This window comes from Mycobacterium sp. 360MFTsu5.1 (assembly GCF_000383495.1).
In the GTDB taxonomy this organism is placed as follows: Bacteria; Actinomycetota; Actinomycetes; order Mycobacteriales; family Mycobacteriaceae; genus Mycobacterium; species Mycobacterium mucogenicum_B.
This window is the reverse complement of the sequence record NZ_KB911468.1, coordinates 378,567-397,940: the sequence shown is the minus strand read 5'-3', so window position 1 is coordinate 397,940 and position 19,374 is coordinate 378,567. Positions and strand designations below refer to the sequence as shown.

Below are 19,374 nucleotides of genomic sequence, written 5' to 3'. Positions count from 1 at the left end.
ATGCCAATCAGCGGTCGTGAGCAGTTGTCAACTGGCGCAGCCAGATTCGTCGGCCGGGTGGGTACGTTGGCGGTCGCCCTGGGGATCGGCGTGGCGGTGGCGAGTAGCCCCGGCATCGCCTTCGCCGCACCGAGTGACGCCGCGGGGGCGTCGTCGGACAGTCATCCCAAGAGCGAGAGCCCGGCCAAGAGCGACCGGGACAAGGCCGACACGAACAAGCCGAAGAAGGACAAAGGCACCAAGCGCTCGGGCGTGAACCCGGGGAAGAAGTCGTCGAAGCGGCCCGCGGCGCAGACGGACACGGAGAAGCCGTCGGCTGCCAAGGACACGGCCGACACCGGCAAGGCATCCGAGCCCGACACCAAGCCCACGACCAAGACGGTCGCCACCACGCCGACCGTGACGGCGGCTCAGAAGCCGGCGAAGGTGCAGGTCGCCGTGACGGCGAAGGCCGACGCTCCGGTGGGCTCCGCACCGCGGGTGTATGCGGTCGCGCCGGTGGCGGCGCTCGGCGCTCCGGTGGCTGCCGCTACCGCGGCGGTGTCGCATGCGCTGTCGGCAGTGGGCCTGAACGGGACGGCGAACGCGTCCGGGAACCCCGTCGCGCCGCTGCAGAACGCCGCGTTGTCCGCGCTTCTCGGCGTCACCCGCCGTGAGAACGCATCCACCTCCGCGACAACATCATTGGCGGCCGCGCCGTCGTCGCTGCAGAGCGTGCCCACGGTGCTCGGTACATCGCAGCAGCTGGCCGCCGAGCGGACAGCCACCGCCATAGTGAAGACGCTGCCGATGCAGATCATGAAGGCGATCATCAAGTTTGCGTTCCAGCTGAACGCCAAGCAGCAGTACTCGCAGGTCGGCGGGCCCGACCAGGCGAATTTGGACCAGCTGAACCAGGCGGTCGACGAATACGCCCAGCAGGCCGCCATGGAATACCAGTTGCTCAACCCGATGCGGCCGACGGTGCTGGAAATGGTTATGCCGCCGCATAATTGGTTCGGTCAAGCGATCACCGGCACGCGGATCCTCTACGACAACCCGGACACCATCTACCGGATGATGGCGGTCAACTCGACGTCGACGTACGTGATCAGCGGGAAGTTCGGGCCGGGGGAGCGCCCGGCGGAGACGACGTTCAGCGTGCTGACGGGCCTCGGCGGCAAGACGGCCGCGGTGCTCAATGCCAAGGACATGCAGGTCAACCCGGACGGCTCCTTCACCGTGACGGTGAGTTCGCGTCCGGCCGAGCCGGGCCAGACCAACCATCTGCAGATCCCGACCGACACCACGTTGATCGTCGCGCGGAACACCCTGTCGGACTGGAACACTCAGGACCCGATGAGCCTGTCCATCGAGCGGGTGAGCGGCCCCCGAAACAGCCTGTTCGCGCAGATCGGCGGGTTCGACATCCCGGGTCTGGGACCGGCCGTCTCCGGCAACCCGTTCCTGACCAACCTCGTCTCGCTGGTCCCGCCGCTGCCGGTGATGCCGCGGTTCCTGCAGGGCTTGGAAGCGTCGGTGATCCTCGCGCTCGGGCTGCGGATGGAACCGCAGTACATGGACGTCGCGACGAAGGATTCATCGGGAAAGACGAAGCCGCCCAACGTCTTCACCGATCCCGAGAGCAACGCGACGTTCCTGTCGACCCAGGTGCAGAGCCCGGGGTACTTCCAGTTGGCCGATGACCAGGCGCTGGTGCTGACCATCAAGCCCGGCGACGCCGGTTACTTCGTTGTGCCGGTGACCAACGACTGGACCATCACCAAGAACTACTGGGATCAGCAGACCAGTCTGAACATCGCGCAGTCGGTGGCCAACGCGGACGGCAGCTACACCATCGTGGTGTCGCCGACCGATCCCGGTGTGGCGAACTGGGTGTCCACCGGTGGCCTCAACCAGGGGACCATCTCGATCCGCTTCCAGGACATCGACACCACCGGTACCAATCTGCCGAAGGTGAGTTCACAGGTGGTGGCGCTCAGTGACCTCGGTACGGTGCTGCCGGCCGGGACGGTGTATGTCACTGCGGCGCAACGCCAAGCGGCACTCGATGAGCGGAAGGCCGGATACGAGAAGCGCTTCGCGCCCTACCCTCAGGCGTGATTCACCATTCGTGGTTCGGGCACTGCACGTCGACGTAGACGGTCGCGGCCACCGGGCCGCCCGGTTTGAAGTTGCCGGGGTTGTTCACGCCCGTGACCCAGCAGATGTTGAGCGGCTTGACGTCGAAACCGTTGGTCCAGTTGATCTGGACGAGGTAGCCCTCGGCTTGGAGATTGTTGATGACGTCGGCCGCCGAGCCCCCGGTGTCGAGGGTGGGGTCAGCCGTAGCCTGCGGAGCGAGCGCGACCGACACAGCGAGCGCACCGGCGGCAGCGGCCATGACGGGAGATCGCTTCATGATCACCATGATCCTCCGGATCTGTGTGAAGCAGATGTGAATTTCAGGCCAGGATCGCCAACTGCGTCGTTTCGGAGAGCCCGCGCAGTGTCACGGTGTCGCCCAAAGCCCAGTGCGCTCTTTCGGATTCGCTGACCGCGTCGAGCATGTCGGCGGCGGCCGCGAGATGCCCCGGCACGGACTTGGCGAGTTCGCACAGTCGGGCCGCCGCATTGACGGGCTCGCCGATCACGGTGTACTCGAACCGTTCCTTGGCCCCGACGTTGCCGGCCACCACGGTGCCGGCGGCGACGCCGAGTCCGGCCTGCAGTTCGGGCACTTCGTCGCGCAGTCGCGAGGCGATGGCCCGGGCGGCTGCCAGGGCGTCACCCTCGGTGCACTGCAACGACACCGGCGCCCCGAAGACCGCCAGCACCGCGTCGCCTTCGAATTTGTTGACGAACCCGTGGTGCCGGTCCACCTCGTCGACGATGACGGCGAAGAAGCGGTTCAGCAGGGCGACGACCTCGACGGCCGGGCGGCTGGTCACCAGTTGGGTCGAGCCGATGACGTCGACGAAGATCACCGCCGCGTGGCGTTCTTCGCCGCCGAGTTGTGGCTTCTCCTGCTCGGCAAGCGCAGCGACCTCACGTCCCACGTGCCGGCCGAACAGGTCGCGCACTCGTTCGCGTTCGCGCAGCCCGTGCACCATCGAGTTGAATCCGCGTTGCAGCTGACCCAGTTCGGTGCCGTCGAAGACCACCAGATCCGTGGTCAGGTCGCCTTGCTCAACCCGGCTGAGTGCTTGTCGCACAATGCGAATCGGGCTGGCAGTCAGCCACGACACGATCCACATCAACAACGCGCCGAACACCAACGCGAACACCGCGAGCACCAGCACGGCGAACGCGAATTGGGTTGGGGTGAGCGTGCTTTGCGTCAGCGCGAAGACCGCGGCCAGCAGCACGCCCAGCATCGGCACGCCGGAACCGAACGCCCACACGACCATGGTCCGGCCCATGATCCCCGGCGCCAGCCGTGACGGCGGTCGTCCGGCCTGAAGGGCGTCGGCGGCAACGGGGCGCAGCGCGAACTCGGTGTACAGGTTGCAGCTGGTGGATACGACGATGCCGGGGAAGGTGACGCCCAGCAGCAGTTTGGGGATGAACTGGGTGTCGTGCAATGCGTAGAGCGTCGTCAGCAGTACCGCGCCGAGGCCCCACAGGGACAGGAGCACTCGCGTCAGCTGGCCGGGGGGCGCGGAAGGTGTTGCGCTGGTCCTCGATAGTCGGGGTGCGTTCTTCGATGGCCCAGCGCACGCTCTGGATCACCCTGTTGGTCGCCCACACCACGCCGACGAGGAAGGCGACCACGATGTACGCGGGCGCCACGATCGTGGTGATCCACCAGACATCGGCCCGGAAGACGTTGGGGGTCGGGAACAGCACCGTCTCGATGAGGATCGAGACGCCGACGCCGATCATGTTCGCGACGATCACGAAGGTGGTGAGGATGAGTTGGATGCGGATGCGTCGCCGGCGCTGAGTCTCGGAAACGCGGCCCAGAATCCACGATCCGTATTCGGGTGTGGCCTGCAGGCTGCTACGCGGGGTGATGGCTTCCCGTATCCGTGCCAGGCGCGTCGTCCCGGTCTGGTCCGCAGTCATTGGTCGTCAGCCTAGTTCGTGGGGCGAGTCCGGACCGGGATTCAATACCCCTAAGGTGGGTCGGGTGCGTCTCGTGATCGCCCAGTGCACCGTTGACTACGTCGGACGTTTGACCGCACATCTGCCGTCGGCCCGTCGTCTCCTGTTGTTCAAGGCGGACGGATCGGTGAGTGTGCACGCCGACGACCGCGCCTACAAGCCGCTGAACTGGATGACGCCGCCGTGCTGGACCGTCGAGGAGGCGCCGGTGGACGGCGTCTCGGCTCTGGTCTGGGTCGTCGAGAACAAGGCTGGTGAGCAGCTGCGGATCACGGTCGAGGACATCGAGCACGACTCCAGCCACGAGCTCGGGGTCGATCCCGGTCTGGTGAAGGACGGTGTGGAGGCGCACCTGCAGGAGCTGCTCGCCGAGCACGTCGAGCTGCTGGGCGTCGGCTACACGTTGGTGCGCCGCGAATACCCGACGCCGATCGGTCCGGTGGACCTGTTATGCCGCGACGAGACCGGTGCGTCGGTTGCGGTGGAGATCAAGCGGCGCGGTGAGATCGACGGTGTCGAGCAGCTGACGCGGTACCTCGATCTGCTCAACCGGGACAGCGTGCTGGCGCCGGTGGCCGGGGTGTTCGCCGCTCAGCAGATCAAGCCGCAGGCGCGCACACTCGCCACGGACCGTGGAATCCGTTGCGTCACTTTGGACTACGACAAGATGCGCGGCATGGACAACGACGAGTTCCGGTTGTTCTGATGCCTCGGCGACGTCCGGAGCGGCCTCGGCGGGAACCGCCGCCGCTGCTCGGGCTGTCGTCGCGCCGGGTGGAGACCGGGCCTGACGGGTACGACTACGAGGTGCGGGCCGTCGCCGGTTCCCGCGCGGTCAAGACCTATCGGTGCCCGGGATGCGATCACGAAATCCGGCCGGGCACAGCGCATGTGGTGGTACTAAGAGTCGACGACGCCGAAGACCGCCGGCATTGGCACACGCCGTGCTGGGCGAATCGGGGAAACCGGGGACCGACGCGAAGGTGGTCCTAGTTCAGGCTCAGTGTGCTTCGGCGGCCGGCTCGACCAGCTCGATCAGCACGCCGCCGGCATCCTTCGGGTGGATGAAGTTGATGCGCGAGTTGGCGGTGCCGCGGCGCGGCGCTTCGTACAGCAGGCGGACGCCGTCGGCGCGCAGGCGCTCGGACAGGGCATCGATGTCGCTGGTCCGGTAGGCCAGCTGCTGCAGGCCGGGGCCGCGGGTGTCGATGAACTTGGCGATGGTCGATTTTTCGTCGAGCGGGGCCAGCAGCTGAATCTGGGCGCTGCCGACGGGCGCGCCACGGACGGAGAGCATGGCCTCACGGACGCCCTGGTCCTCGTTGACCTCTTCGTGCAGGACGATCATGCCGAGGTGGTCGTGGTACCACCGAATCGCGGCGTCCAGATCCGGCACGGCGATACCGACGTGATCAATAGCGGTCACGAGGGCGCTGGCCAGCGCCGGACGGGCATCGACGTGTTCGGTGGTCATAACGTAAAGGTAACCTGATACGACCGAATTTGCGCCTGTGTGATCGGCCACATTAGCCGTTACAGATTTGTTGGAGGATGGAAATGACGACCTCGGTAATTGTTGCCGGAGCCCGCACTCCGGTGGGCAAGTTGATGGGTTCGCTGAAGGATTTCTCGGGTAGCGACCTGGGCGCTGTCGCGATCAAGGGCGCGCTCGAGAAGGCCGGCGTCGAGGCTTCGCAGGTCGATTACGTGATCATGGGCCAGGTCCTGACGGCCGGTGCGGGCCAGATGCCTGCGCGCCAGTCCGCCGTCGGCGCGGGCATCCCGTGGGACGTCCCGGCGCTGACCATCAACAAGATGTGCCTGTCGGGTATCGACGCCATCGCCCTTGCTGACCAGCTGATTCGTGCCGGTGAGTTCGAGGTCGTGGTGGCCGGTGGCCAGGAGTCCATGAGCCAGGCCCCGCACCTGCTGCCCAAGAGCCGTGAGGGCTACAAGTACGGCAATGTCACCGCGCTGGATCACCTGGCGTACGACGGCCTGCACGACGTCTTCACCGACCAGCCGATGGGCGCCCTGACCGAGCAGCGCAACGATCAGGACAAGTTCACCCGCGCCGAGCAGGACGAATTCGCCGCGCAGTCGCACCAGAAGGCCGCGGCCGCGTGGAAGGACGGCGTCTTTGCCGACGAGGTCGTTGCGGTGTCCATCCCGCAGCGCAAGGGCGACCCGATCGAGTTCGCCGAGGACGAGGGCATCCGGGGCAACACCACCGCCGAGTCGCTGGGCGGCCTGAAGCCGGCGTTCCGCAAGGACGGCACCATCACCGCGGGTTCGTCGTCGCAGATCTCTGACGGCGCGTGTGCCGTCGTGGTCATGAGCAAGGAGAAGGCCGAGTCGCTGGGTCTGACCTGGCTGTGCGAGATCGGTGCGCACGGCGTCGTCGCCGGCCCGGACTCGACGCTGCAGAGCCAGCCGGCCAACGCCATCAAGAAGGCCGTCGAGCGCGAGGGCATCACCGTCGACCAGCTCGACGTCATCGAGATCAACGAGGCCTTCGCGGCGGTGTCGCTGGCCTCGACCAAGGAGCTGGGCGTCGACGGCGCCAAGGTCAATGTCAACGGTGGCGCCATCGCCATCGGCCACCCGATCGGCATGTCCGGCGCCCGCATCACGCTGCACGCGGCGCTGGAGCTGGCCCGCAAGGGTTCGGGTTACGCCGTCGCGGCGCTGTGTGGCGCCGGCGGTCAGGGTGACGCCCTGATCCTGCGTCGTCCTTAGTTTTCCGCGAGGTGTGAACTACGCCTCGTAGTAGTCAGCCCGTCACTCGGGCACAATGGCGCCATGAGCGCTGTGGTGTCCCGGGTGGCGGGCTGGTTTCGTCTGATCGCGATGGCCGAGGCCGTCAGCTGGGTCGGGCTGCTGATCGGCATGTACTTCAAGTACGTCGGTACGCCCCGCACCGAGGTCGGCGTGCACATCTTCGGCATGGTCCACGGCGTGGTGTTCCTGGCCTTCCTGGCCACCGGACTGGTCGTCGGCCGGGCCGCACGCTGGTCGCTGCTCACCTGGGTGTCGGCAGCGCTGGCGAGCATCGTGCCGCTGGCCAGCGTGGTGTTCCTGCGGTGGGCCGAACGAAGCGGTGCGCTGGCTGTCGAGGCCCGTGCCGCCGAGGGTGAACCGGAGCCGTCGGCCGTCGCGTGACAGACTGGAGAGCGTGACTCGTCCGCGTCCCATCGGTCCCGCGCTGGCTGGCGCGGTGGACCTCTCCGCGCTCAAAAACCGTCCTGCCGAAGGTGCTGCCGCTGCCGGTGGCGCGCCTGGTGGCATCGAGATCACCGAGGCCAATCTCGAAGCCGAGGTGTTGATTCGTTCCGGCGAGGTGCCGGTCGTCGTGCTGCTGTGGTCGCCGCGCAGCGACTCGAGTGTTCAGCTGGGGCAGACGCTGTCCGCGTTGGCCGCCGAGGACGGTGGCAAGTGGTCGTTCGGCACCGTGAACGTCGACACCACGCCGCGCATTGCCCAGATGTTCGGCATCCAGGGTGTCCCGACGGTCGTCGCGCTCGCCGGTGGGCAGCCGATCACGAGCTTCGAAGGCGGCCAGCCGGCGGATCAGCTGCGGCGCTGGGTGGACTCGCTGTTGCAGGCGACCGCCGGCAAGCTCGGTGGCGGCGCCGAAGGCGAGGAGGAGCAGGTCGACCCCGCGCTCGCGCAGGCCCGCGAGTTCCTCGACAGCGGCGATTTCGACGGCGCCTTGGCCGCGTACCAGGCGATCCTCGACGCCGACCCGGCGCACGTCGAGGCCAAGGGCGCCGTACAGCAGATCGCGTTCCTGCAGCGCGCGTCCGCGCAGCGCCCCGAGGCCGTGCGTCTCGCCGACGCCTCGCCCGACGACATCGACCTGGCCTTCGCCGCCGCCGACGTGCAGCTCTTCCAGCGCGACGTCGACGGCGCGTTCAACCGGCTCATCGCGCTCGTCAAGAAGACCTCGGGCGACGACCGCACCCGCGTGCGGACCCGGCTCATCGAGTTGTTCGACCTGTTCGACCCGGCCGACCCCGAGGTCATCGCGGGCCGGCGCAACCTCGCCAACGCGCTCTACTAGGCATCACAGCGCCGGCACGGAGGCCCAGAAGTTCGTGACGGCCTCGGCGATGGCGTCGGTGTCGACCAACAGCGGGCCGACGTGTCCGGAGCCGGTGAGGGCGACGACGCGCGCGTCGGGCATGGTGGCGGCCGCGGCGCGGGCATCAGTGGGGCTCCAGTGCTGATCGCCGAGATCGCCGGTCATCAGCAGCGTCGGGACGGTGACGGCGGCGAGCTGATCGGTCAGCGCATGCCAACTGTGCATGTATCGGATTGTGCGCCTTGCTGATTCGCGGTCCATCGCGCGGAATGCGGCTTTGAGCTCGGCTGCCCGCTCCGTACGTGCGACGGCGGCGCCACCGAGGAGTACGTCGAACAGCATCTTGGTCAGCAGGGGATTGGGTCCGAGCAGCCGGTAGGCCGCGGCGAGCGGGTACGTCTGGGTCCAGCGCTGCCGCCGGCTGACGGGCAGGAGCGGTGCGGCGACGGTGGTCAGGCTGCGCAGCCGGTGCGGTTGGGTCGCCGCCAGTGTGATGCCGACGTGTCCGCCCCAGGCGTTGCCGATCCAGTCGACGGCGTCGAAGCCGAGTGCGTCGATCACTTCGCCTGCGGCACTTGCGCATTCGTCGAGGGTGAAATCCCGGTGGATGGGGCTGCTCGTGCCGTATCCGGGTCCGTCGATGGTCACCACCTGTCGCTGGGCGGCAAGGGTGTCGACGAGTGGACCCCAACTGCGCGAGTCCACCCAGAGGCTGTGCCACAAGACGGCGGCAGGCCCTGTCCCGGTGCGACGTACGTGCAGCTCTCCGAGGCAGGTCGGGACATGGATGTCGAGTGTCGTCATCGCGACCTCCATACAGGTTGTATGCTGATACCATACAACCTGTATGGTCACCGTCAAGGGGGATTCGCGGGAGCGGCTCGTCGCAGTCGCGACCGAGTTGTTCGGCGAGCAGGGCTATCACCAGACGGGTACCGAGGAGATCGTCCGACGCAGCGGCGTCACCCGTGGCTCGCTCTATCACCATTTCGCGGACAAGGAAGCGCTCTTCGAGGAGGTCTTCGACCGCGCCGACCAGGTGGTGAGCGCTCGGGTTCGTTCGGCTGCCGCCGCGGCGGCCGAACGCGGCGAGGATGCGTGGTCGGTGTTCCTCGCCGGCTGGGATGCCGTGCTGGACACCGCGGTCGACGCGCCGCTGCAGCGCATCCGCGTGGTCGATGCGCCCGCGGCGCTCGGCTGGCAGAAATGGCAGGAGCGCAATGCCCGGTACACGCTGGCCAATATCGAGGCCGGTCTCGTCAGCCTGCTGGAGCAGGGTGTTCTTGCGCCGCAGCCGATTTCACCGCTCGCGGTGCTGCTGATGGGGCTCAGCAATCAAGCCGTGGCCGCGATCGCGGGCGCGCCCGATCCGGTTCGCGCACGCCGCGACATCGGTGCCGCGGTGCGCCGCCTCCTCGACGGGCTGCGTACCTAGTCTCGCGAGCAGACGTAAAACTGTCGATTTCGCCCAGAAATCGACAGTTTTACGTCTCCTCGCGGAGGGAACTCTCAGGCGGGCTTGAGCCAGAGCGCCGACAGCGGCGGGAGGACCAGGACTGCGGAGGCCGGACGGCCGTGCCAGGGCTCGTTGGTGGCCTCGACCGAGCCCATGTTGCCCGCGCCGGCGCCGTGGTAGACGGTCGCGTCGGTGTTCAGCAGCTCCTGCCAAGTCCCGGCGTGGGGCAGGCCCAGCCGGTACTGCGCATGCTCGCTGCCCGAGAAGTTGAAGACGCACGCGATGGCTGATCCGTCGTCACCGAACCGCAGGAAGCTCAGCACGTTGTTGTTGGAGTCGTTGGCGTCGATCCACGAGTAGCCCTCGGGGCTGCTGTCGCGGGACCACAGCGCGCGGTTGTCCCGGTAGATGCCGTTGATGTCGCGGACCAGTTGCTGCACGCCGGTGGAGAAGCTGTGCTCGCCGAGCTGGAACCAGTCGAGCCCGCGTTCCTCGGACCATTCGGCGCGCTGGCCGAATTCCTGTCCCATGAACAGCAATTGCTTGCCCGGGTGCGCCCACTGGTAGGCCAGCAGCTGACGGAGGCCGGCCGCCTTGGCGTGGTCGCCGCCGGGCATCCGGGTCCACAGCGTGCCCTTGCCGTGCACGACTTCGTCGTGGCTGATCGGCAGCACGTAGTGCTCGCTGTAGGCGTACAGCATCGAGAACGTCATCTCGTGGTGGTGGTAGCTGCGGTGAACCGGATCATGACTGATGTAGTCCAGGGTGTCGTTCATCCACCCCATGTTCCACTTCATCGAGAAGCCAAGGCCGCCAAGGTTTGTCGGGCGGGTGACGCCGGGCCACGAGGTCGATTCCTCGGCGATGGTGACGATGCCGGGGACCAGCTTGTGGACGGTGGCGTTCATCTCCTGCAGGAACTGCACCGCCTCCAGGTTCTCCCGGCCGCCGTAGATGTTGGGAGTCCAACCGCCTTCGGGACGCGAGTAGTCGAGGTACAGCATGGAGGCGACGGCGTCGACGCGGAGACCGTCGACGTGGAATTCCTCCAGCCAGTACAGTGCGTTGGCCACCAGGAAGTTGCGGACCTCGTTGCGACCGAAGTCGAAAACGTAGGTGCCCCAGTCGAGTTGCTCGCCGCGACGGGGGTCGGCGTGCTCGTACAGCGGCGTGCCGTCGAAGCGGCCCAGCGCCCACGAGTCCTTGGGGAAGTGCGCGGGAACCCAGTCGACGATGACGCCGATGCCGGCCTGGTGCAGCGTGTCGACCAGATACCGGAAATCGTCAGGGTTGCCGAGCCGTGACGTCGGCGCGTAGTACGACGTCACCTGGTATCCCCAGGATCCTCCGAAGGGGTGCTCGGCCACGGGGAGCAGCTCGACGTGCGTGAAGCCCTGCGCCACCACGTATTCGGTGAGCTCGACGGCCAGCTCGCGGTAGGTCAGCCCGGGGCGCCAGGACATCAGGTGCACCTCGTAGGTGCTCATGGGCTCGAAGATCGGGTTGAGCTCGGCGCGGGCCGCCATCCACGCGTCGTCCTGCCAGACATGGGAACTGACAAAGGTTTTCGACGCGGTCAGCGGCGGCACCTCGGTGCTGAAGGCCATCGGATCGGCGCGATCGGTGACGGCGCCGTTGGTGCCGTTGCCGCCGTGGATCCGGAACTTGTACAGGCTGCCGACTTCGAATCCGGGCCAGAACAGTTCCCACACCCCGGACGAGCCGAGTGCCCGCATCGGTGCCTCGCTGCCGTCCCAGTGGTTGAAGTCGCCGATCAGGTTGACGCCCTTGGCGTTCGGGGCCCATACCGCGAACGAGAAGCCCTCGACTACGCCGTCGGGCGTCGTGAACGAACGGGGTTGTGCACCAAGGATTTCCCACAGCCGCTCATGTCGGCCCTCGGACAGCAGGTGCAGGTCCATGTCGCCGAGCGTCGGCAGGAAGCGGTAGGGATCGGCCGTCGTGTGCACGACGTCGTCCGGGTACTCGACCTCGAAGCGGTAGTCGGCCAGATTGTTGAACGGCACCTCGACCGCGAACAGACCGCCCTCGATGGCTTCCATCGGGTAGCGCTTCTTGCCGATGAGCACCGTGACCCCGGTCGCGTGCGGCCGCAGCGCCCGGATGACGGTGCGCTTGCCGTACTCGTGAGCACCCAGGATGGAATGCGGATCGTGGTGCTCGCCGGCCAGCAGGCGGGCCAGGTCGGCGACGGGTGGACGGAGGTGGCTGGTCACGGTTGTCTCCGCAGGAGAGTCAGCCGTTTGTCGTACGGAATTTGCGGCATGTTCAGTATGTGCGCGACCGCTTTGCTCGGGTCCAGTCGCACGTAATTTGCTGCGCCCCATTGATATTCCTCACCGGTGATCTCGTCTCGTACCCAGAACCGGTCGTGGTCCTCCATGCCGAGGGCACCCATGTCCAGCCAGAGCGTTGCCTGCTCGGGGCCGAATGGGTTGAGCGTCAACACCACAAGGACGGTGTCACCGGTAACGGGGTCGAACTTGCTGTACGCCAACAACGCATCGTTGTCGACGTGATGGAACTTGATGGTCCGTAATTGGCTCAGTGCCGGGTGTACTCGGCGGATCTCGTTGAGCCGGGTCAGCAGCGGCTCAAGGGACCGACCGCCGGCCAGCGCCGCGTCGAAATCCCGTGGCCGCAATTGGTATTTCTCGGAGTCCAGATACTCCTCGCTGCCCTCGCGGACGGCTTGGTGCTCGAACAGCTCGTAGCCGGAGTAGACACCCCACGAGGAACTCAGCGTGGCAGCCAGCACCGCGCGGATCGCGAACATGCCGGGGCCGCCGTGCTGCAGGCTCGCATGCAGGATGTCCGGGGTGTTGACGAACAGGTTGGGCCGGTAGAAGTCGGCGTACTTGGCGATCTCCTGGCCGAACTCGGTGATCTCCCACTTGGCGGTGCGCCAGGTGAAGTACGTATACGACTGCGTGAAGCCGAGTTTCGCGAGCCCGTAGAGCCGCGCCGGGCGGGTGAACGCCTCCGACAGGAACAGCACATCGGGGTCGATGTTCTTGGCCTGGGCAATGAGCCAGGCCCAGAAGTTCGCCGGCTTGGTGTGCGGGTTGTCGACCCGGAAGATCTTGACGCCGTGCGACATCCAGAACTTGACGACGCGCAGCACCTCGTCGTAGATGCCCGCCGGGTCGTTGTCGAAGTTCAGCGGATAGATGTCCTGGTACTTCTTCGGCGGGTTCTCGGCGTACGCGATGGTGCCGTCGGGCAACACGGTGAACCACTCGGGATGGTCCTTGGCCCACGGGTGATCCGGCGCGCATTGCAGCGCCAGGTCGAGCGCCACCTCAAGCCCGTTTTCGCGGGCTGCGGCCACCATGTCGTCGAACTCGTCAATGGTGCCCAGGTCCGGGTGCACCGCGTCGTGGCCGCCTTCGTCGCTGCCGATGGCCCACGGGGAGCCGACGTCGCCGGGCGCCGCGGTCACATTGTTGTTCGGGCCCTTGCGGTGCACCTTGCCGATCGGATGCACCGGTGGCAGGTACAGGACGTCGAAACCCATTGCGGCTACGCGCGGAATGGCTTTCGCGGTCGTCGAGAACGTGCCGTGCACCGGCTTGCCGTCGGCATCCCAGCCGCCGGTGGAGCGGGGGAAGAGCTCGTACCAGGCGCTGAACCGGGCCCGTGACCGGTCGACCCAGATGCCGTATTGCTCTCCGCGCGTGACCAATTCGCGCAACGGATACTTGCGCAGCAGGTCGGTCACGTCGGGCGCCAGCGCCGCCCCGGCGCGGACGTACGGGTCGCCCGGTTCCCGGAGCCGCCGCGCGGCAGTGAGTAGCGGGGCGCGGTCGCCCTGGGGGACCGCGGTGGCGGCGCGCTCCAGGAGGGTTGCACCGATCAGCAGGTCGTTGGTCAGTTCGGCCTCGCTCTGGCCGGCTTCGAGCTTGACGGTGATGGCATGTCGCCACGTCGCGATCGGATCGCCCCAGCCGTCGACACGGTACGTCCACAGGCCGACAGCGTCCGGGGTGAACTGGCCGTGGAAGACGTCAGGCGTGAAGCCCGGCGCCATGGGCAGCCGGGTCGGCTTGACCTTCGCCCGCGGCGGGGCCGGCGTCGGCGTCGCACCCGGCGGGGTTTCGGCGAGCTGCGGGTAGACAGGGCCGTGATAGCGCACCACCAGGCTTGCGGCGACGGCGTCGTGACCTTCGCGCCACACGGTCGCGCTGATCGGAACCACTTCGCCGACCACGGCCTTGGCGGGGTATCGGCCTGCGGACACCACTGGTGCGACGTCGTCGATCTCGATCCGACCGGCCACCAAATCACTCCTTACCCGGGACTACGGGGTTACCCATACCCACCGTAGTAGTCCGTGACACTTGAAGGGCAGTGACCAGTTGGATGAGCGCTGGGCTGTCACCGAACTGACCGCACATGAGCACGAAATGTCAGTAAGGTTGGCTCGTGTGAAAGCCCTTCGTCGGTTCACCGTCCGTGCCCACCTGCCCGAACGCCTGACCGCCCTGGAGCGGCTGTCCATCAACCTGCGCTGGTCCTGGCACACGCCGACTCAGGAGTTGTTCGCGGAAATCGATCCGGTGTTGTGGGAGCAGGTCGGCGCCGACCCGGTGGCATTGCTGGGCGCGGTCAGCCCCGCGCGGCTCGACGAACTGGCGGCAGACGACGACTTCGTCGGCCGGGTGAACCACCGGGCCGCTGATCTGGACAGCTATCTGACCCGGCCGTTGTGGTACCAGGAGCAGGCCGACCTCGCTGAGGACGGCGGCCCCGCGATGCCGAAGGGCATCGCGTACTTCTCCATGGAGTTCGGCGTGGCGGAAGTGCTGCCGAACTACTCGGGCGGTCTGGGCATCCTCGCGGGCGACCACCTCAAGTCGGCGTCGGATCTCGGCCTGCCTTTGATCGCGGTGGGGCTGTACTACCGGTCCGGCTACTTCAAGCAATCGCTGACGGCAGACGGCTGGCAGAACGAGAACTATCCGTCGTTCGATCCGCAGGGCCTGCCGCTGCGGCTGCTGACCGGTGCCGACGGCCAGCCGGCGCTGGTGTCGCTGAACCTGCCGGAATCGCAGGTGCTGCGGGCCCGGGTGTGGGTGGCGCAGGTCGGGCGAGTTCCGTTGCTGCTTCTCGACTCTGACATCCCGGAGAACGAGCACGAGCTGCGTTCGGTGACCGACCGGCTGTACGGCGGCGACCAGGAGCACCGGATCAAGCAGGAGCTGCTCGCCGGCATCGGTGGCATCCGCGCGATCCGGGCGTTCACCGAGATCGAGGGCATCCAAGCGCCCGAGGTTTACCACATGAACGAAGGCCACGCGGGTTTCCTTGGTGTGGAACGTATTCGGGAGTACATCAGCGGATCGGGACTGGACTTCGAGACCGCGCTGACGGTGGTCCGCGCGTCGACGGTGTTCACCACGCACACGCCGGTGCCGGCCGGTATCGACCGGTTCCCGGTGGAGATGGTGCGCCGCTACTTCGACGACACCGTCGCCTCGCCGCTGCTGCCCGAGGTGCCGCTGTACCGAGTGGTCGCGTTCGGTGCCGAGGACGACCCGGACAAATTCAACATGGCGCACATGGGTTTACGGCTCGCCCAGCGGGCCAACGGGGTGTCGCTGTTGCACGGCCGGGTCAGTCGCGGCATGTTCAACGAACTGTGGCCGGGCTTCGACCAGGCCGAAGTGCCCATCGGATCGATCACCAACGGCGTGCACGCACCGACCTGGGCGGCGCCGAAATGGCTGGAGCTGGGCCGAGAACTCGTCGGTGTCGAGGGCATGGAGGCCATCGATCAGGCGGCCGGGGAACCGCAGTTGTGGCAGCGGTTGCACGACGTCGATCCCGGTCACCTGTGGTGGATCCGCTCCCAGCTGCGCGAGATGCTCATCGCCGATGTGCGCGCCCGGCTGCGGCGCTCGTGGCTCGAGCGTGGTGCCACGGAGGCTGAACTGGGCTGGATTGCAACGGCTTTCGATCCTTCGGTGCTGACCATCGGGTTCGCCCGACGCGTACCGACGTACAAGCGGCTGACGTTGATGCTGCGTGACCCGGAGCGGCTGGAGCAACTGCTGCTCGATGAGTCTCGGCCGGTGCAGCTGATCGTCGCCGGTAAGTCGCATCCGGCCGACGACGGTGGCAAGGCGCTGATCCAGCAGGTCGTGAAGTTCGCCGACCGGCCCGAGGTGCGGCACCGGATCGCCTTCCTGCCGGACTACGACATGTCGATGGCGCGGCTGCTGTACTGGGGCTGCGATGTGTGGCTCAACAACCCGCTGCGTCCGTTGGAGGCGTGTGGCACGTCGGGCATGAAGAGCGCGCTCAATGGTGGGCTGAACCTGTCGATTCGCGACGGTTGGTGGGATGAGTGGTACGACGGCGAAAACGGTTGGGAAATCCCGACTGCCGACGGCGTCACCGATGAGGCGCGTCGCGACGACCTGGAGGCCGCGGCGCTGTACGACCTCATGCAGAACTCGGTGGCGCCGAAGTTCTACGAGCGCAACGAGCACGGCGTCCCGACGCGGTGGGTCGAGATGGTGCGGCACACGCTGCAGTCGCTGGGGCCGAAGGTGCTGGCATCGCGCATGGTGCGCGACTACACCGAGAAGTACTACGGCCCTGCGGCACAGTCGTTCCGGCGCACGGTGGAGCCGATCGACGGCGTGCCTTTCGGCGCGGCCCGCTCACTGGCGGCCTATCGGCAGCGCGTGACCGGGGCCTGGCCGAAGATTCAGATCGCCGAGGTGGACAGCTACGGGCTGCCCGATACGCCGCTGCTGGGTTCGGAGCTGTCGTTGACCGCCACCGTCCAGCTGGCCGGATTGCGCACCGATGAGGTTGTGGTGCAGGCGGTTCTGGGTCGTGTCGACGCCGGTGACCAGTTGGTGGAGCCGGTGACCGTGCCGATGGCGCACACGGGTTCCGGAGAGGGCGGCGTCGAGGTGTTCTCGGCGACCATCCCGCTGCCGGTGGCCGGCCCCGTCGGATACACCGTACGAGTGTTACCGCACAACGCATTACTGGCCGCCGACAACGAGCTCGGGCTGGTCACGCTGGCGTGAGTGCACTGACTGTTGCGGTCGATGGTGGACCGTACGCGCTGGCGGCCGGCCCGGATGGCGCGATTTGGGTGACGTTGGTGTCGGCGGGTGCGGTGGCCCGGATCGATGCCCGGGGTGAGGTGCGGCGGTTCGACGTCGGTGCCGACAGCCGGCCGATGCAGGTCTGCGCGGGGCCCGACGGGGCCGTCTGGTTCACGTGCTCGGGTACCGATCGGCTGGGCCGGATCACCGGTGACGGAGCCGTGTCGTTCGTCGAATTGGATACGGGCAGTGCACCGTTCGGCATCGCCGTCGGACCTGACGACGCGGTGTGGTTCACCGCCATGGACGCCGGGACGATCGGCCGGGTGGATGCCGACGGCACGGTCGAGGTGGTCGCCGCGCCGGGCGGGATGCCGTCGATGATCACCGCCGGTGGTGACGGCGCGCTGTGGTTCACGTTGAATCAGAAGTCCGCGATCGGCAGACTGACGGTCGCCGGCAAGCTCTCGGTGCGGCCGACGCCGACCCCGTCGGCAGGGCCGGTCGGCATCTGCGCGACCCACGATGACGCGGTGTGGTTCACCGCAATTGGTGCGGACAAGCTGGGCCGCATTCCGCTGAACGACGCCATCCAGGAGCTGGATCTGCCGGGCAAGCCGCATGCAGTGGTGGCCGATGAAGCCGACGGAGTGTGGGTGAGCCTGTGGGGCGCCGATGCTATTGCGCGGGTGACCGCCGATGGTGAGGTGTCCAGCTTCGAACTGCCGCCGGGCTCCGAGCCGCACGGGCTGGCAGTCGACCGTGATGGTGCGCTGTGGGTGGCGCTGGAGTCCGGGTTCGTGGTGCGGCTGCCCGTCTAAGCGGGTGCTCGCTCGATGGTCGTATCGAAATCGATGTGGTGCCCCTGAAGCCACATCATCGAGCGGCCACCGTCTTTCGCGGCCTGCCGGAACACCACCGGCAGCATCAGGTCACGTAGGAACCGTCCCACCGGGCCCGCGGCCTTGCTGTTGGCCGACCGGTGCCCGTGACGAACGATTTTCTCGACCCGGTGCCGGCGCAGCGACTCGAACGTCGTGAATGCCGTTGGAATATCAGGGCAATCGCGCAGGCACTGTGCGAGAACCACGGCGTCCTCGACGGACATCGACGCGCCCTGCCCGGCGGATGGTGCGGTGGCATGGGCGGCGTCGCCGATGATGATCTGGTTGCGGTGGTTGTGCCACCGGTGCACCACCGGCAGGTCGTACGTGGCCCACCCCACCATCGGACCGGGTGCGGCGTCGATGATGTCGTGCGCCGGCCCGACGTCGCCGGACATCAACTGGTGCAGCCAGTTTCGCCAGTCGGCGTCCGTCATGTCGGACAATGCGCCGCGTTCTGGTTCGCGCGCCATCGGAGGATTGGCGAACCAGACGGTGCCGCCATCGGGGGTGGGGAACCAGGCGAAGAAGCAGCGGGTGCCGAACTGCATCCGGAATTCCCGCGGCGGCACGTCGACGGTGAAGTCGGGGATGTAGCCGCCGACATTGAGCACCGGCACGTAGCGCGGTGCGCGTGCCGCCGGGTCGATCGTGCTGCGGACCGTGGAGTGGATGCCGTCGCAGCCGACGAGCAGATCACCGGTTGCGCTGCTGCCATCGGCGAACTGAGCCTGGACGCGGCCATCGGAAACTGTTGTGGCGGAGACGAATTCCTTGCCGTAGCTGTATCGAGCGCCACGTGCCGCGGCCAGTGTGTTGAGTTCGCGGTAGAGGTCGGCGCGACGCATCATGACCGACAGCTGCCCGTCCGGGCGCTGTGCGGCCATCGGGATGCGGCCCAGCCTCTTGCCGGTGCCGGTCATGAAACTGATGGTGTCGTTCGGGTAGCCCAGGTTCTCGAGCGGGCCGGCCGCGTCGACGGCGCGCAGCGCGTCCATGCCGTTGGCCTGGAAGTTCAGCCAGGCTCCGCGCAGGTCCGCGCCGGAGGGGGAGCGTTCGTAGATGTGGGCGTCGATACCCACCCGCTGCAGCGCGATGGCCAGCACCGGGCCGGCGACTCCGGCGCCGATGATGAGTGCTTCGGTCATGCGTGGTTCCTCGGTTCGTGCCCAGATGTCTCGACCATCAGATAGCTTGATTGTCAAGCAATAGAATGAAAGGCGGATCGCTCGATTGTCAAGCGAAAATCCGGTGGCTGACCGCTTGGGTGCGGCGGTGCAGGACTACCAGGCCGCGGTCGACGACTTCGACCGCGAGGTCGCGCGCCTGCTCGGCATCAACACAACCGATGCGCGGTGCCTGGAGATTCTGATCCAGGAAGGCGCTGGTGTTACTCCGCGCGAGCTGGCCGACCGGTTGGGCCTCACGACCGGCAGCGCCACGACGATGCTCGACCGCTTGGAGAAGGTCGGCTACGTGACGCGCTCGGCGCACCCCAGTGACCGGCGCAAACTCCTGGTCCATGCCACCGACACCGCGCGGGAGCGTGCTTTCGCGCTGATCGGCCCGCTGGTGGACGACGGGCGACGCACCCTGCTGAACCGCTACAGCGCCGAACAACTGGAACTGATCACCGAATTCCTCACGCGGGCAGCGGAATTGCAGCGCGAGCATGTCGCGCGGCTGCGGGGGATCTGACCGGCTTTCGGGCGTGTCGGCGCCGTCTGGGACATGTCGCGCCTGGACCCGTCAGCATGTGCTGACAGTGTCACCACA

At 67.1% G+C, this 19,374-nt stretch carries 16 protein-coding genes and 1 pseudogene; 10 read left to right on the top strand and 7 right to left on the bottom strand.

Translation table 11 applies throughout. The annotated features are described in order from the left end of the window. Nucleotides 1–2,103, top strand: coding sequence for a DUF1214 domain-containing protein (locus H289_RS33905; RefSeq protein WP_081633470.1), 2,103 nt, complete (start codon nt 1–3; stop codon nt 2,101–2,103). 1 nt (nt 2,104) lies between these two features. On the opposite strand, the gene H289_RS0119045 is transcribed toward H289_RS33905, so the two are convergent. Together H289_RS0119045 and H289_RS30840 are read right to left on the bottom strand one after the other, a co-directional pair. Beyond that, nucleotides 2,105–2,401 (bottom strand): hypothetical protein, encoded by a 297-nt coding sequence (locus H289_RS0119045; protein ID WP_155944177.1) that lies wholly within the window; start codon nt 2,399–2,401, stop codon nt 2,105–2,107. A 43-nt stretch (nt 2,402–2,444) separates the two neighbouring features. Then, nucleotides 2,445–4,047 (bottom strand): annotated as a pseudogene (locus tag H289_RS30840) (adenylate/guanylate cyclase domain-containing protein). Between the two features lie 64 nt (nt 4,048–4,111). On the opposite strand from H289_RS30840, the gene nucS reads away from it, so the two are divergent. Beyond that, nucleotides 4,112–4,792, top strand: a complete 681-nt coding sequence (nucS, locus tag H289_RS0119035; protein ID WP_020102410.1) for an endonuclease NucS — start codon at nt 4,112–4,114, stop codon at nt 4,790–4,792. Then, the gene (locus tag H289_RS32525) at nt 4,792–5,079 is read left to right on the top strand and encodes an Rv1322 family protein (protein ID WP_081633469.1); all 288 of its coding nucleotides are present in this window, start codon (nt 4,792–4,794) and stop codon (nt 5,077–5,079) included. The genes nucS and H289_RS32525 overlap by 1 nt, the downstream gene beginning before the upstream one ends. A gap of 7 nt (nt 5,080–5,086) precedes the next feature. On the opposite strand, the gene mce is transcribed toward H289_RS32525, so the two are convergent. Further along, a complete protein-coding gene (gene mce, locus H289_RS0119030) occupies nt 5,087–5,560 on the bottom strand; it encodes a methylmalonyl-CoA epimerase (RefSeq protein ID WP_020102409.1) in 474 nt (157 codons plus the stop codon). Nucleotides 5,561–5,643: 83 nt separating this feature from the next. On the opposite strand from mce, the gene H289_RS0119025 reads away from it, so the two are divergent. From H289_RS0119025 to H289_RS0119015, 3 genes are all read left to right on the top strand, one after another. Next, nucleotides 5,644–6,825: an acetyl-CoA C-acetyltransferase gene (locus H289_RS0119025; RefSeq protein ID WP_029105441.1), complete on the top strand. Its 1,182-nt coding sequence runs from the start codon at nt 5,644–5,646 to the stop codon at nt 6,823–6,825. Nucleotides 6,826–6,888: 63 nt separating this feature from the next. Then, the gene (locus H289_RS0119020; protein ID WP_020102407.1) at nt 6,889–7,248 is read left to right on the top strand and encodes a DUF3817 domain-containing protein; all 360 of its coding nucleotides are present in this window, start codon (nt 6,889–6,891) and stop codon (nt 7,246–7,248) included. A 13-nt stretch (nt 7,249–7,261) separates the two neighbouring features. Then, nucleotides 7,262–8,149 carry a tetratricopeptide repeat protein gene (locus tag H289_RS0119015; RefSeq protein ID WP_029105440.1) on the top strand — a complete coding sequence of 296 codons (888 nt, stop codon included), beginning with the start codon at nt 7,262–7,264 and terminating at the stop codon, nt 8,147–8,149. A gap of 3 nt (nt 8,150–8,152) precedes the next feature. Here H289_RS0119015 and H289_RS0119010 read toward each other — a convergent pair whose 3' ends face one another. Further along, complete coding sequence (locus H289_RS0119010) at nt 8,153–8,974, bottom strand: alpha/beta fold hydrolase (RefSeq protein WP_029105439.1); 822 nt, start codon at nt 8,972–8,974, stop codon at nt 8,153–8,155. A gap of 43 nt (nt 8,975–9,017) precedes the next feature. Here H289_RS0119010 and H289_RS0119005 point away from each other — a divergent pair, with 43 nt between their 5' ends. After that, on the top strand, nt 9,018–9,605 hold the full coding sequence (locus tag H289_RS0119005) for a TetR/AcrR family transcriptional regulator (protein ID WP_020102404.1): 588 nt from the start codon (nt 9,018–9,020) through the stop codon (nt 9,603–9,605). A 74-nt stretch (nt 9,606–9,679) separates the two neighbouring features. Here the strand turns inward: H289_RS0119005 and glgB are convergent, their stop codons facing one another. Further along, nucleotides 9,680–11,863, bottom strand: a complete 2,184-nt coding sequence (gene glgB / locus H289_RS0119000) for a 1,4-alpha-glucan branching protein GlgB (RefSeq protein ID WP_020102403.1) — start codon at nt 11,861–11,863, stop codon at nt 9,680–9,682. Continuing rightward, nucleotides 11,860–13,926, bottom strand: coding sequence for an alpha-1,4-glucan--maltose-1-phosphate maltosyltransferase (locus H289_RS0118995; RefSeq protein ID WP_020102402.1), 2,067 nt, complete (start codon nt 13,924–13,926; stop codon nt 11,860–11,862). Before H289_RS0118995 ends, glgB begins: the two co-directional genes overlap by 4 nt. Before the next feature lie 148 nt (nt 13,927–14,074). Here H289_RS0118995 and glgP point away from each other — a divergent pair, with 148 nt between their 5' ends. Continuing rightward, nucleotides 14,075–16,693, top strand: coding sequence for an alpha-glucan family phosphorylase (glgP, locus tag H289_RS0118990; RefSeq protein WP_020102401.1), 2,619 nt, complete (start codon nt 14,075–14,077; stop codon nt 16,691–16,693). After that, nucleotides 16,690–17,535, top strand: a complete 846-nt coding sequence (locus H289_RS0118985) for a virginiamycin B lyase family protein (RefSeq protein WP_020102400.1) — start codon at nt 16,690–16,692, stop codon at nt 17,533–17,535. The genes glgP and H289_RS0118985 overlap by 4 nt, the downstream gene beginning before the upstream one ends. On the opposite strand, the gene H289_RS0118980 is transcribed toward H289_RS0118985, so the two are convergent. Further along, on the bottom strand, nt 17,532–18,746 hold the full coding sequence (locus H289_RS0118980) for an FAD-dependent oxidoreductase (protein WP_020102399.1): 1,215 nt from the start codon (nt 18,744–18,746) through the stop codon (nt 17,532–17,534). The two genes, H289_RS0118985 and H289_RS0118980, sit on opposite strands and share 4 nt — an antisense overlap. A 103-nt stretch (nt 18,747–18,849) precedes the next feature. Between H289_RS0118980 and H289_RS0118975 the strand changes: the two genes are divergently transcribed. After that, nucleotides 18,850–19,296, top strand: coding sequence for a MarR family winged helix-turn-helix transcriptional regulator (locus tag H289_RS0118975; RefSeq protein ID WP_020102398.1), 447 nt, complete (start codon nt 18,850–18,852; stop codon nt 19,294–19,296). The last annotated feature ends 78 nt before the right edge of the window (nt 19,297–19,374 follow it).